Genomic DNA, 12,650 nt, shown 5'->3' with positions numbered 1-12,650 from the left:
CTCCTGCTCCGTGAGAACGAGTTCGGCCGCCGCGGCCGAATCCCGCACCGTCTCGGGACGGCTCGCCCCCGGCTGGTCGCTCCGCTGGAGCGACGACTTCGACGGCCCCGACCGTTCCCTCCCGAACGCCGCCGACTGGCAGATCGACACCGGTCACGGCTATCCCGGCGGCCCCGGGAACTGGGGCACCGGAGAGATCCAGAACTACACCGCCAGCCCCGACAACCTCCGCCTCGACGGCACCGGCAACCTGCGCATCACCCCGCTCCGGGACGGCGCGGGCAACTGGACCTCCGCCCGCATCGAGACCAAGCGGGCCGACTTCAAGGCCCCCGAGGGCGGCACCCTGCGCATCGAAGGCCGCGTCCAGATGCCGAACGTCACCGGTGACGCCGCCCTCGGCTACTGGCCGGCCTTCTGGGCGCTCGGCGCACCGTACCGGGGCAACTACTGGAACTGGCCCGCCATCGGCGAGTTCGACATCATGGAGAACGTCAACGGGCTCAACTCCGTCTGGGGCGTGCTCCACTGCGGGGTGAACCCGGGCGGCCCGTGCGGCGAGACGACGGGCATCGGCGCCAGCCGCGCCTGCCCGGGGGCGACCTGCCAGTCGGCCTTCCACACCTACCGCTTCGAGTGGGACCGCTCGGTCTCGCCCAACGCGCTGCGCTGGTACGTGGACGACCAGCTCTTCCACAGCGTGGACGAGAACCGGGTGGGCGCCGCCGCCTGGGCCGACATGACCAGCCACGCCGGCTACTTCATCCTGCTCAACGTCGCGATGGGCGGGGCCTTCCCCGACGCGCTGGCCGGGAAGACGCCGACCGCGGCGACCGTGCCGGGCCGGCCGATGCTGGTCGACTACGTGGCGGTCTGGACCCGGGGCGGTACGACGACACCGCCGACGACTCCCCCGACCACTCCCCCGCCGTCCGGCTCCTCCCAGCTGTACCTGCGGCCGGGCGGCGGGGCCGGGGACGCGACCACCGCCTCGACGGTGACCCTGGCGTCGGCGGGCGGAGCCAACCACGACGGGACCCCGGCCAATCCGCAGGTCTTCACCTCGGGCCCGATCACGCGGACGTACAACGGCGGTTCGACGCAGTTCGACCTGTTCGTGGACGCCGGCACGGTGGTGGCCAACGGCCAGCAGGTGCGGGTGAGTTACGACCGCACCGGCGACGGCACCTGGGACCGTACGGAGACCTACCAGTACTTCGCCACCGATCCGGTGCCGGGCGACGAGCACTACACCCAGGCGCGCGGTCTGAAGTCGGCGACCGGGACGCACGGCAACCTGGTCAACGGCCGGGTCCGGGTCGAGGTGTGGAACGCGATCGGCAACGGGCCGAGCACCCTGGGGATCGGGAACCGGTCCCTGGTGACCGTCCCCTTCTCCTGACCCGTCCGCGACACCCCGACACGGAGGGAGGACCCCAACCGCAGGCGGCCGGGGTCCTCCCCCACCCGAGGCCCGGATCCGGCTCAAGGCCCGGGACCCGGGATCCTCAGACGCCGGCGCGCGCCTTCTCGTCGCCCTCGTCGGCCGCCTCGACCGCGTCGGCCCGCTGGTCCGGTACCTCCGCGGCGGCGTGGTCGTCGACGAGCGTCTTCTCGTCGAAGGGGACACGGCCGGCGAGCACCTCGGACACCCGGGCCTTGTCGATCTCCTTGGTCCAGGTGCCGACGAGGACGGTCGCGACCGCGTTGCCCGCGAAGTTGGTCAGGGCGCGGGCCTCGCTCATGAAGCGGTCGATGCCGACGATCAGGCCGACGCCGTCGACCAGCTCGGGCCGGTGCGACTGCAGGCCTCCCGCGAGGGTGGCCAGACCGGCGCCGGTCACGCCCGCCGCGCCCTTCGAGGCGATCACCATGAAGACGAGCAGGGAGACCTGCTCGCCGAGCGAGAGCGGGTTGCCCATCGCCTCCGCGACGAAGAGCGAGGCCATCGTCAGGTAGATCGCGGTGCCGTCCAGGTTGAACGAGTAGCCGGTCGGCACGGTGATGCCGACGACGGGCTTGCTGACGCCCAGGTGCTCCATCTTCGCGATCAGCCGCGGCAGGGCCGACTCCGAGGAGGAGGTGGAGAGGATGAGCAGGAACTCGCGGCCCAGGTACTTCAGCAGCTTCAGGATGTTGACGCCGGCGACCAGCCGCAGCAGCGTGCCGAGGACCACGAAGACGAACAGCGCACAGGTCACGTAGAAGCCGATCATGATGACGGCGAGCGACTTCAGCGCGTCCATCCCGGTGGCGCCGACGACCGCGGCGATCGCGCCGAAGGCACCGACGGGCGCGGCCCACATGATCATGCCGAGGATGCGGAACACCAGCCGCTGGATGTGCCCGATCCCGCGCAGCACCGGCTCGCCGGCCCTGCCCATCGCCTGGAGCGCGAAGCCGGCGAGCAGCGCGACGAGCAGGGTCTGCAGCACCTCGCCCTCGGTGAAGGCCGAGACCAGCGTCTTCGGGATGATCCCGAGCAGGAAGTCCGCCGTGGACTCGCTCGCCCCCTCCGCCTGCTTGGAGCCGACCTCGGCGATCTCCTTCGTCAGGTGCAGCCCGGAGCCCGGCTCCAGGACGTTGCCGACGACGAGGCCGATCGCGAGGGCCACGGTCGACATCACGAGGAAGTACCCGAGGGCGAGCCCGCCGACCGCGCCGACCTTCGCCGCCTTCCGGACCGAGCCGACACCGAGCACGATCGTGCAGAAGATGATCGGCGAGATCATCATCTTGATCAGGTTGACGAAGCCGGTGCCCAGCGGCTTGAGCTCGACGGCGACGCCCGGTGCCAGGAAGCCGACGGCGATGCCGAGCAGCACGGCGCCGATGACTGCCAGATACAGGTAATGGGTACGGTCCCGCTGTGCGGCCACGGGGTCCTCCTCGTGCTGATGGGTGTCCACGTCCCGGTGGATCCCCGCGACTATCCATCAGCCTGTGACCCGGGTCACGGTTACGTGCGTTTCGTTCACGCACTGCTCCGCGACACCGTCACGGACGGCCCGGCCTCGGCCCGGGAACGATTCGGACGATCCGATTCCCCGGCGCGAATCCGGCCGGGCACACTTACCCGCATGCGCATACCCTTCCCCCGGCCCCGGAGCCTCGCCGGCCAGCTCTTCGCGATGCAGGTCGTGCTGGTGGCGGCGATCGTGGCCGGCTGCGCCGCCTTCGCCTACGTCACCGACCGGGGCCAGGCCGAGGAGACCGCGCGCCGGCAGTCCCACGCCACCGCGACGGCGGTGGCCGAGTCCCCGGCGGTGCTCGAGGCGGCCCGCTCGGGGCACCCGACGGCGCTGCTCCAGCCGTACGCGGAGTCGCTGCGGCACCACTCGGGGGTCACGTTCGTGGTGATCATGGCGCCCGACGGGACCCGGTGGACCCACCCCGAGCCGGACCAGATCGGGCGCACGTATCTCGGGCACATCGAGCCGGCCCTGCGGGGCCGGACGTTCTCCGAGACGCACCTGGGCGTCCTCGGCCCGTCCGTGCGGACGGTGGCCCCGGTCCTCGACCAGGGCCGCGTCGTCGCGCTGGTGAGCGCGGGCATCACGATCGAGAAGATCAGCGAGCAGGTCCGGGAGCAGGTCACGGCGCTGCTGGGGATGGCGGGCGCCGCGCTGGCGCTCGGCGGCGTCGGCACGTACGTCATCAACGCGCGGCTGCGCCGGCACACCCACGGCATGAACGCGGGCGAGCTCAGCCGGATGCACGACTACCACGAGGCCGCGCTCCACGCGGTGCGCGAGGGGCTCGTGATGCTGGACGGACGCCGCCGGATCGCGCTGATCAACGACGGCGCGCGGGAGCTCCTCGGCCTGGACGCGGACGTGGTGGGCAGGTCGGCGGCCGACCTGGGGCTGCCCGCCTCGCTGACCGGGGCTCTGCTGGCCTCGGAGCCGCGGGTGGACGAACTGCACCTCACGGCGGACCGGGTGCTGGTGGTCAGCACCGGCCCGGTGGTGGGAGGCGAACGGCGCGGAACGGTCGTCACCCTGCGAGACCGCACCGAACTCCAGGCGCTGTCCGGCGAGTTGACCTCGGAGCGGGGATTCACCCAGGCCCTTCGCTCCCAGGCTCACGAGGCGGCGAACCGCCTGCACACCGTGGTCTCGCTGATCGAGCTGGGCCGGGTGGACGAGGCCGTCGACTTCGCCACGGCCGAACTGGAACTGGCCCAGGCGCTCACCGATCGCGTGGTCGACGCGGTGGGCGAGCCGGTCCTGGCGGCACTGCTGCTGGGCAAGGCGGCGCAGGCGAACGAACGCGGCGTGGAGCTGGTCCTGACCGAGGACAGCCGCATCGACGACGGCCTGCTGCCGCCCGCGATCCCGTCCCGCGACCTGGTGACGATCCTGGGCAACCTGATCGACAACGCGGTGGAGGCGGCGGGCGAGGCCGCGTTCGGCCCGGCGAGGCCCGAGGCCGGGAACGCGGAGGCCGAGGAGGCCGCGGACGCGGAGGCCGAGGACGGGCCCGGATCGGCGGCCGGCCCCGGATTCACGGGCGGTCCCGGACCGCGGGTGACGGTCACCGCCCGGGCCGGGGACGGCGTGCTGCTGATCCGCGTCGCCGACACCGGCCCCGGGATCGCCGACGAGGCCCGGGAGACGGTGTTCGACCGGGGCTGGTCCACCCACGGACCGGGCCGTGGGCTCGGTCTCGCACTGGTCCGCCAGGCGACGGCGCGCGCGGGCGGCACGGTGACGCTGGCCGGGTCCCCGGACGGCGGCGCCGAGTTCACCGTACGGCTGCCGCTGGACCGCAGGCCCGGCCTCGTGGAACAGCGGACCGCCGATCCGGCCGCGCCCGGCACCGCCCCCGACGCCACATCCGCATCCGGCGCCGCCGGGCCCGCGGCGGCCGGCTCCGCCCGCACCGAGGTGACCTCATGAACGGCACGCCCATCCGCGTCCTCGTCGTCGAGGACGACCCCGTCGCCGCCGACGCGCACGCGCTCTACGCCGGGCGCGTGCCCGGGTTCACGGTCACCGGGGTCGCGCACTCCCGGGCGGCCGCCGTGCGGTTCCTGGAGCGCGGGCCGGTCGACCTGATCCTGCTCGACCTCTACCTCCCCGACGGCCACGGCCTCCACCTGCTCCGCTCGCTGCGCGCCGCCGGGCACTCGGCCGACGTCATCGCCGTCACCTCCGCCCGCGACCTGGCGATCGTCCGCGAAGGCGTGTCCCTCGGGGTCGTGCAGTACGTGCTGAAGCCGTTCACCTTCGCCACGCTCCGGGACCGGCTCGCCCGGTACGCGGAGTTCCGCGCCGCCGCGGGCGAGGCGTCCGGGCAGGACGAGGTGGACCGGGCGCTGGCCACGCTGCGGACCCCGCAGCCCGCGGCCCTCCCCAAGGGGCTCAGCGCCCCCACGCTGGAGGCGGTCACGCGCACGCTCCGGGACTCCCCCGAGGGGCTGACCGCCGCCGAGGCCGGGAACGTCGTCGGCATCTCGCGGATCACCGCGCGCCGCTACCTGGAGCACCTCGTCACGGACGGCCGGGCCGCGCGGGCGCCGCAGTACGGGCAGATCGGGCGGCCGGAGCTGCAGTACCGGTGGATCACGTCGGCCGGGCGCACGCGCTGACCGCGCGCCGGCTCCCGCTCCCCGGGCCGTCCGGGCCCCGGGGCGGGCCCGCGGGACGGGCCCGCGGACCACGGCGTCGACGGCATCCGCGCTCTACGCGCGAAGACTCACCGTGAGTGACCGGTCTCCCTCGGTTACTCATCGGTTCCCCCATTCCTACGACATTTGGCCTTGGGTAAACACACCGTAGCCATCCGTGACGTTCCGCTTCTACTGTGACGCCGTGCACCAACCCCAGTCCCAGCCCTCTCCCCCGTTCGACACCGTCGCCGCGCGCCGTCTGCGCGAGGGCCTCGGCATGGCCCCGGGCCATGTCGCCTACGGCCTGCGGGCCCAGTACGGGCTCCTCGTCACCCCCGACACGGTGGTCGCGTGGGAGCGCGGCCGGCTCGCCCCGAGCTCACAGGAGATGACCGCGCTGGCGGGAGTCCTGTGGTGCGCGCCCGGTGATCTGCTCGCCGCGGCGACCACCCTGCGCGAGTACCGGATGGCCCGCTCCCTCACGCCCGAGGACCTGGCCCGGCGGGTCGGTCTGGACCCGGCCGCGTATCTGAGAATGGAGGAGAGCGGACGCTGGCGCGGCAACGAACGCCAGACCGCCGCCCTCGCCGAGGCCCTCTCCCTCGGGCCGCGCGCCCTGCTGACCGCGACCGGCCGGGACGAGGACCTCGCCGCCCTGCTCCGCGACGCGGCGACCACCCGCTGGCAGGCGTACGTCCGGCCCGCCGTGCGGATGCTGCCGCTGCCGAAGCGGGTCCTGGAGTCCGCGCTCCAGCGGCTGCACACCGACTACCACGCCAGGATGGCCGCCACGAGCAGCTGGGGCGCCTCGGGCGACAGCGGGGACTCGGGCCGCGCCTACCTGGACGGCATCGTCGGGCACTTCTGGGACGCGACGGGCGACTAGGTCCTGTCCGGCCGATCAGGCCGTGTCCGAGGACCGTCCGAGGACCGTCCCGGGTCAGCCGGACGTGTTCCGGCGGTCGAAGCTGAAGAGCTGGCCCCGCCCGTCCGTCCGGCACGGGGCCTGGGCCAGCCTCGCCCACGCAGCGGTGCGGTCGCCGACCACGGTCACGCACACCCCGGCGGTCGCCGAGCCCACCGGCACGATGCGGTAGCCGCGGACCGGCGTGCCGAGCGGCTCCAGCGCGAAGCGCTCGACGCGGGTCGGATCACCGCACTCCGAGTCCTCCAGCGCGGCGTCCGGGATGCGGCCCCCGGAGGGGATGCCGGAGCAGCCCGGGCCGTAGTCGGGGTGGTCGGAGACGATCCGCCATCGGTCCGCGCCGAGGTCCTTCAGCGAGTAGAGCGGGGTCGTGGCGCCCGCGCACTCCTGCTGGAAGACCTGGCCACTCCTTCCCCCGCGCCGCTCGCCGAGGCAGAGGTCGGAGCCGATCACCCGGATCCGCACGTCGCCCGCGGCCGGCGCCGTCGGCCGGGGCCGGCCCGGGGGCGGTTCCGGGGTGCCGTCGCGGACGAGCGCGACGACGACGCTGACCGCGGCGAGGACGAGTCCCGTGACGGCGACGAGCCCGACCAGCGTGCGCCGGACCCGGGGGCCGGCCCCGGGGCGCGGCGGCTCGGGTTCGGGGTCGGGTTCCGGGGCAGCGGGCCAGCGGAGCGCGCCGTCCGCGTGGTCACCGGCCCCGGCCACCGCGTCCGCGGAGATCTCGGCGTCGTCGGTGTCGTCATCGGTGTCGGCGGCGTCGGCCCCGGTGTCCTCGATGCCTCCGCCGTCCTCGCCTGCGGCCGGCCCCGCCCTCCGCCCGGGGACCGTGCCGGCGGCCTCGGGTCCGGAGCCGTACGCCCCGCGCACGGCCAGCTCCTTGCGGACCACCAGCCAGCTCTCCAGGGACGACGGGTCCACGCCGCAGGCCAGGACGAAGGACGTCAGCAGCTCCTCACGGGGCAGGGTCGCGCGCGACAGCATGTTCGCCACGGTGGAGCGGGGCAGCACCTGCCCCAGCGCCTCCGCGTGGGCCGTCAGCTCGCGGTAGGTCAGCCCGGACCAGTCCTTGAGGTCCTGCAGCCGTGCGACGAAGGCCGCGGGGTCGCCGGCCTCGCGCGGGTCGGGTGCGCGCCGCCCGCCGCGGTACCGCTCGGTCATCCGTACTCCCCCGCCCTCGCCGTGCCCGCCTCCGGCCGCGCCCGGGACGGAGTCGGGACATGTCCCGGACAGGGGCAAGCCTTGTTGATCGCGCTGTTCGGCTCAAGAGTGGAAACCGGCAATTCCGGGTCGGGGGCCGGAAGGGCACGGGGAGGGCGAAGGGCCCCGACCGTCCACGGGGGGACGGTCGGGGCCCTTCAGCGTGCGGGACACCCCGCGACGAACGGGGCGGCCGGGCCGGGTCAGAAGACCGACTCCGCCTCGGACATCCGGTTCGCGGGCACCGTCTTGAGCTGCGTGATGGCCTCCGCGAGCGGCACCATCACGACGTCCGTGCCGCGCAGCGCCGTCATCCGGCCGAAGTCGCCGCGGTGCGCCGCCTCCACCGCGTGCCAGCCGAAGCGGGTCGCGAGCACCCGGTCGTACGCGGTGGGCGTGCCGCCGCGCTGCACGTGACCGAGGATGACCGGCCGGGCCTCCTTGCCGAGGCGCCGCTCCAGTTCGACCGCGAGCCGGTTGCCGATGCCCTGGAAGCGCTCGTGACCGAACTGGTCGATCTCGCCCTTCCGGTAGTCCATGGAGCCCTCCGCCGGGTGGGCGCCCTCGGCGACGCAGATGACGGCGAACTTCTTGCCGCGCGAGAAGCGCTCCTCGACCATCTTGACCAGGTCCTCGACCTGGAAGGGCCGCTCGGGCAGGCAGATGCCGTGAGCGCCGCCGGCCATGCCGGACTCCAGGGCGATCCAGCCCGCGTGACGGCCCATCACCTCGACGACCATCACCCGCTGGTGGGACTCGGCGGTGGTCTTGAGACGGTCTATGGCCTCGGTCGCCACACCCACCGCGGTGTCGAAACCGAAGGTGCGGTCGGTGGCGGAGATGTCGTTGTCGATGGTCTTCGGCACGCCCACGACGGGCATGCCGGCGTCGGAGAGCATCCGCGAGGCGGTGAGGGTGCCCTCGCCGCCGATCGGGATGAGGACGTCGATGCCGTACTCCCTGGCCAACTCCGGCGCGGACGCGGCGGCTTCGGCCAGCCGGTTGCGCTCCAGCCGGGCGGAGCCGAGGATCGTGCCGCCACGGGCCAGGATGCCGCTCACCGCGTTGAGGTCGAGCGGGCGGAAGTGCCCGTCGAGGAGACCCTTGAACCCGTCCTCGAAGCCGATGACTTCGTCCCCGTGACCGGTGAGCGCGCGGTGGACGACCGACCGGATCACTGCGTTCAGGCCAGGGCAGTCGCCGCCTGCGGTGAGAACTCCGATACGCATCGTGCTGTGTCTCCTGCTCGGGTAGCGGAACGTGTGAGCCCTGTCGATTCTCACACGCCCGGAGCGGCGCCCGCGCTCCCGACCGCCCGGCGCGTCCGGCCCCGGGCCCGCCCGGGCGGGGCCGTGGGGCGGCTTCCGCGCGGGTCCGGCACGGCCCGGAACAGGGGCCGCGGAGGGCCCGGGCGGCCCTCCGGGACGGCCGCCCGGGCCTTTCGTCCCGACCTCGCGGGACCCTTGTCGGGACCTTCCGTCCGGCGGGCGTTCTAGCCATCCCCAGAGGTATTGTCAAGAGGGCATTGCCACCCTATCGAGCTGCCTTGAGAACACTCGGCTGACGGAAACGGGACAGGAGACCACGGCGTGACGCGCAGTGTGTACGTGACCGGGATCGACCGCGGGGACGGCCGGCAGGTCGTCGAGCTGGGAGTCATGGAGCTCCTGACCCGCCAGGTGGACCGCGTGGGGGTGTTCCGGCCCCTCGTGCACGACGGCCCCGACCGCCTGTTCGATCTGCTGCGGGCCCGCTACCGGCTCTCGCAGGACGCGTCGACCGTCTACGGCATGGACTACCACGAGGCGTCCGCCCTCCAGGCGGAGCAGGGCACCGACGAGCTGGTCTCCCGGCTCGTCGACCGTTTCCACGCGGTGGCCCGGAAGTACGAGGTCGTCCTCGTCCTGGGCACCGACTTCGCCGCCACCCAGCTCCCCGACGAGCTGGCCATCAACGCCCGGCTCGCGAACGAGTTCGGCGCCTCGGTCATACCCGTGGTGGGCGGCAAGGGCCAGCCCGCCGAGTCCGTACGGGCCGAGGCCCGCAACGCCTACCGGGCGTACGACGGGCTCGGCTGCGACGTGCTCGCCATGGTCGTCAACCGGGTGGCCGCCGAGGACCGCGCGGTCATCGCCGAACGCCTCGCGAGCCGGCTGCCCGTCCCCTGCTACGTCCTGCCCGACGAGCCGGCACTGGCCGCCCCCACCGTGGCCCAGATCGCCCACGCGCTCGGCGCCTCGGTCGTGCTCGGCGACGACGCGGGCATGGCCCGGGACGCCCTCGACTTCGTCTTCGGCGGCGCGATGCTGCCGAACTTCCTGAGCGCGCTGACCCCCGGCTGTCTGGTCGTCACCCCCGGGGACCGCGCCGACCTGGTCGTGGGCGCGCTGGCCGCCCACTCGTCCGGCACCCCGCCGATCGCCGGAGTGCTGCTCACCCTGAACGAGCGGCCCAGCGACGCGGTGCTGACCCTGGCGGCCCGGCTCGCGCCCGGCACCCCGGTGATCTCCGTCGCCGGCACCAGCTTCCCCACCGCCGCCGAACTGTTCGCCCTCGAAGGCAAGTTGAACGCGGCCACGCCCCGCAAGGCGGAGACCGCGCTCGGACTCTTCGAGCGGCACGTGGACACCGCCGATCTGCTCAAGCGGATCTCGGTGGCCCGCAGCGGCCGGGTCACCCCGATGATGTTCGAGCACGAGCTGCTGGAGCAGGCCCGCGCGCACCGCCGCCGGGTGGTGCTGCCCGAGGGCGGCGAGGAGCGGGTGCTGCGCGCCGCCGACGTCCTGCTGCGCCGCGACGTCTGCGACCTGACGCTGCTCGGCGACGTGGAGGCCATCCGCAAGAAGGCCGCCGACCTCGGCATCGACCTGTCGGCCACCCAGCTGATCGACCCGCACACCTCCGAGCTGCGCGACGCCTTCGCGGAGAAGTACGCGGCGCTGCGCGCCCACAAGGGCGTCACGGTCGAGCTCGCGTACGACGTGGTGGCGGACGTGAACTACTTCGGGACGCTGATGGTCGAGGAGGGTCTGGCCGACGGCATGGTCTCCGGTTCGGTGCACTCCACGGCCGCGACGATCCGCCCGGCCTTCGAGATCATCAAGACGAAGCCGGAGGCGTCGATCGTCTCCTCGGTCTTCTTCATGTGCCTCGCGGACAGGGTGCTCGTCTACGGCGACTGCGCGGTCAACCCGGACCCGGACGCGGAGCAGCTCGCGGACATCGCCGTGCAGTCGGCGGCGACGGCGGCGCGGTTCGGCGTCGAGCCGCGGATCGCGATGCTCTCGTACTCCACCGGCACCTCGGGCTCCGGGGCGGACGTGGACAAGGTGCGGGAGGCGACCAAGCTGGTGCGCGAGTCCCGTCCGGAGCTGCGCATCGAGGGACCGATCCAGTACGACGCGGCGGTCGAGCCCTCCGTCGCCGCGACCAAGCTGCCGGAGTCGGAGGTGGCCGGCCAGGCGACCGTGCTGATCTTCCCGGACCTCAACACCGGCAACAACACCTACAAGGCGGTGCAGCGTTCGGCCGGCGCGGTGGCCGTCGGACCGGTGCTCCAGGGTCTGCGCAAGCCGGTGAACGACCTTTCGCGCGGCGCGCTCGTCAGCGACATCGTGAACACGGTCGCCATCACGGCCATCCAGTCCCAGGGTGAGGAGCTCCCCGCATGACCGCGTCCCGTGTCCTCGTCCTCAACTCCGGTTCTTCGTCGGTGAAGTACCAGCTGCTGGACATGCGCGAGCACACCCGGCTGGCGGTCGGCCTGGTGGAGCGGATCGGCGAGGAGACCTCGCGGCTCGTGCACACCCCGCTCCAGGGCGGGGGCGGCGAGAGGCGCGAGCGGACGAGCCCGGTCGCCGACCACGCGGCCGCGCTGAAGGCGGTGGCCGAGGAGCTGGCCGCGGACGGCCTCGGACTGGACTCCCCCGAACTGGCCGCCATCGGCCACCGGGTGGTGCACGGCGGGCTGCGGTTCACGCAGCCGACCGTCGTCGACGACGAGGTGCTGGCCGAGATCGAGCGGCTGGTGCCGGTGGCCCCGCTGCACAACCCGGCGAACCTGACCGGCATCCGCACGGCGATGGAGCTGCGCCCGGACCTGCCGCAGGTCGCCGTCTTCGACACCGCGTTCCACACGACGATGCCGGAGCACGCGGCCCGGTACGCGATCGACGTGGAGACGGCGGACGCCCACCGCATCCGCCGCTACGGCTTCCACGGCACCTCGCACGCCTACGTGTCGCGCGAGACGGCGAAGCTCCTGGGCAAGGCGCCCGAGGAGGTGAACGTGATCGTGCTGCACCTGGGCAACGGGGCCTCCGCCTCCGCCGTGCGGGGCGGCCGGTGCGTGGACACCTCGATGGGCCTGACCCCGCTGGAGGGCCTGGTGATGGGTACCCGTTCCGGCGACATCGACCCGGCGGTCACCTTCCACCTCGAGCGCGTGGCCGGCATGTCGACCGACGAGATCGACGTGCTGCTGAACAAGCGGAGCGGGCTGGTCGGGCTCTGCGGGGACAACGACATGCGGGAGATCCGGCGCCGGATCGAGGAGGGCGACGAGCGGGCGGCGCTCGCCTTCGACGTGTACATCCACCGGCTGAAGAAGTACATCGGGGCTTACTACGCGGTTCTGGGGAAGGTGGACGCGGTGGCGTTCACGGCGGGCGTCGGGGAGAACGCGGCCCCGGTGCGGGAGGCGGCCGTCGCGGGCCTGGAGGAACTGGGCCTCGCGGTGGACGCCGGTCTCAACGCGGTGCGGTCCGACGAGGCCCGGCTGATCTCGCCCGCCTACGCGCGGGTGGCGGTCGCCGTGGTGCCGACCGACGAGGAGCTGGAGATCGCCCGGCAGAGCTTCGCGCTGGTGGAGGAAGTGAACGCCTGAGCGGCCGCGCGCCCATTTGTACATTC

At 73.3% G+C, this 12,650-nt stretch carries 9 protein-coding genes; 6 read left to right on the top strand and 3 right to left on the bottom strand.

Going from position 1 to position 12,650, the window contains the following annotated elements; translation table 11 throughout:
* Positions 1–10 precede the first annotated feature (10 nt).
* A complete protein-coding gene (locus EAO71_RS32150) occupies positions 11–1,402 on the top strand; it encodes a glycoside hydrolase family 16 protein (RefSeq protein WP_147981293.1) in 1,392 nt (463 codons plus the stop codon).
* 106 nt (positions 1,403–1,508) lie between these two features.
* Here the strand turns inward: EAO71_RS32150 and EAO71_RS32145 are convergent, their stop codons facing one another.
* Complete coding sequence (locus EAO71_RS32145) at positions 1,509–2,879, bottom strand: cation:dicarboxylate symporter family transporter (RefSeq protein WP_147981292.1); 1,371 nt, start codon at positions 2,877–2,879, stop codon at positions 1,509–1,511.
* 201 nt (positions 2,880–3,080) lie between these two features.
* Between EAO71_RS32145 and EAO71_RS32140 the strand changes: the two genes are divergently transcribed.
* The 3 genes from EAO71_RS32140 (at position 3,081) to EAO71_RS32130 (ending at position 6,500) form a co-directional block, all read left to right on the top strand.
* A complete protein-coding gene (locus EAO71_RS32140) occupies positions 3,081–4,901 on the top strand; it encodes a sensor histidine kinase (RefSeq protein WP_187282900.1) in 1,821 nt (606 codons plus the stop codon).
* Complete coding sequence (locus EAO71_RS32135) at positions 4,898–5,593, top strand: response regulator (protein WP_147981291.1); 696 nt, start codon at positions 4,898–4,900, stop codon at positions 5,591–5,593. Before EAO71_RS32140 ends, EAO71_RS32135 begins: the two co-directional genes overlap by 4 nt.
* 298 nt (positions 5,594–5,891) lie before the next feature.
* Positions 5,892–6,500 carry a helix-turn-helix domain-containing protein gene (locus EAO71_RS32130; protein WP_147981366.1) on the top strand — a complete coding sequence of 203 codons (609 nt, stop codon included), beginning with the start codon at positions 5,892–5,894 and terminating at the stop codon, positions 6,498–6,500.
* 54 nt (positions 6,501–6,554) lie between these two features.
* Here EAO71_RS32130 and EAO71_RS32125 read toward each other — a convergent pair whose 3' ends face one another.
* The gene (locus tag EAO71_RS32125) at positions 6,555–7,700 is read right to left on the bottom strand and encodes an RICIN domain-containing protein (RefSeq protein WP_147981290.1); all 1,146 of its coding nucleotides are present in this window, start codon (positions 7,698–7,700) and stop codon (positions 6,555–6,557) included.
* A gap of 242 nt (positions 7,701–7,942) precedes the next feature.
* Positions 7,943–8,968, bottom strand: a complete 1,026-nt coding sequence (locus tag EAO71_RS32120; protein ID WP_147981289.1) for an ATP-dependent 6-phosphofructokinase — start codon at positions 8,966–8,968, stop codon at positions 7,943–7,945.
* Between the two features lie 360 nt (positions 8,969–9,328).
* On the opposite strand from EAO71_RS32120, the gene pta reads away from it, so the two are divergent.
* Positions 9,329–11,410 carry a phosphate acetyltransferase gene (pta, locus tag EAO71_RS32115; RefSeq protein WP_147981288.1) on the top strand — a complete coding sequence of 694 codons (2,082 nt, stop codon included), beginning with the start codon at positions 9,329–9,331 and terminating at the stop codon, positions 11,408–11,410.
* Positions 11,407–12,624 (top strand): acetate kinase, encoded by a 1,218-nt coding sequence (locus EAO71_RS32110; RefSeq protein ID WP_147981287.1) that lies wholly within the window; start codon positions 11,407–11,409, stop codon positions 12,622–12,624. The genes pta and EAO71_RS32110 overlap by 4 nt, the downstream gene beginning before the upstream one ends.
* Positions 12,625–12,650: the final 26 nt, after the last annotated feature.

The organism is Streptomyces sp. MS191, assembly GCF_008042125.1.
In the GTDB taxonomy this organism is placed as follows: Bacteria; Actinomycetota; Actinomycetes; order Streptomycetales; family Streptomycetaceae; genus Streptomyces.
This window is presented reverse-complemented; position numbering and strand designations above follow the sequence as displayed.

What these genes read in the sequence shown, in the direction of transcription:
- EAO71_RS32110 (WP_147981287.1), top strand. Translation starts at nt 11,407, where the DNA reads ATGACCGCGTCCCGTGTCCTCGTCCTCAACTCCGGTTCTTCGTCGGTG.
- EAO71_RS32125 (WP_147981290.1), bottom strand. Translation starts at nt 7,700, where the DNA reads ATGACCGAGCGGTACCGCGGCGGGCGGCGCGCACCCGACCCGCGCGAG.
- EAO71_RS32140 (WP_187282900.1), top strand. Translation starts at nt 3,081, where the DNA reads ATGCGCATACCCTTCCCCCGGCCCCGGAGCCTCGCCGGCCAGCTCTTC.
- EAO71_RS32120 (WP_147981289.1), bottom strand. Translation starts at nt 8,968, where the DNA reads ATGCGTATCGGAGTTCTCACCGCAGGCGGCGACTGCCCTGGCCTGAAC.
- EAO71_RS32135 (WP_147981291.1), top strand. Translation starts at nt 4,898, where the DNA reads ATGAACGGCACGCCCATCCGCGTCCTCGTCGTCGAGGACGACCCCGTC.
- EAO71_RS32130 (WP_147981366.1), top strand. Translation starts at nt 5,892, where the DNA reads ATGGCCCCGGGCCATGTCGCCTACGGCCTGCGGGCCCAGTACGGGCTC.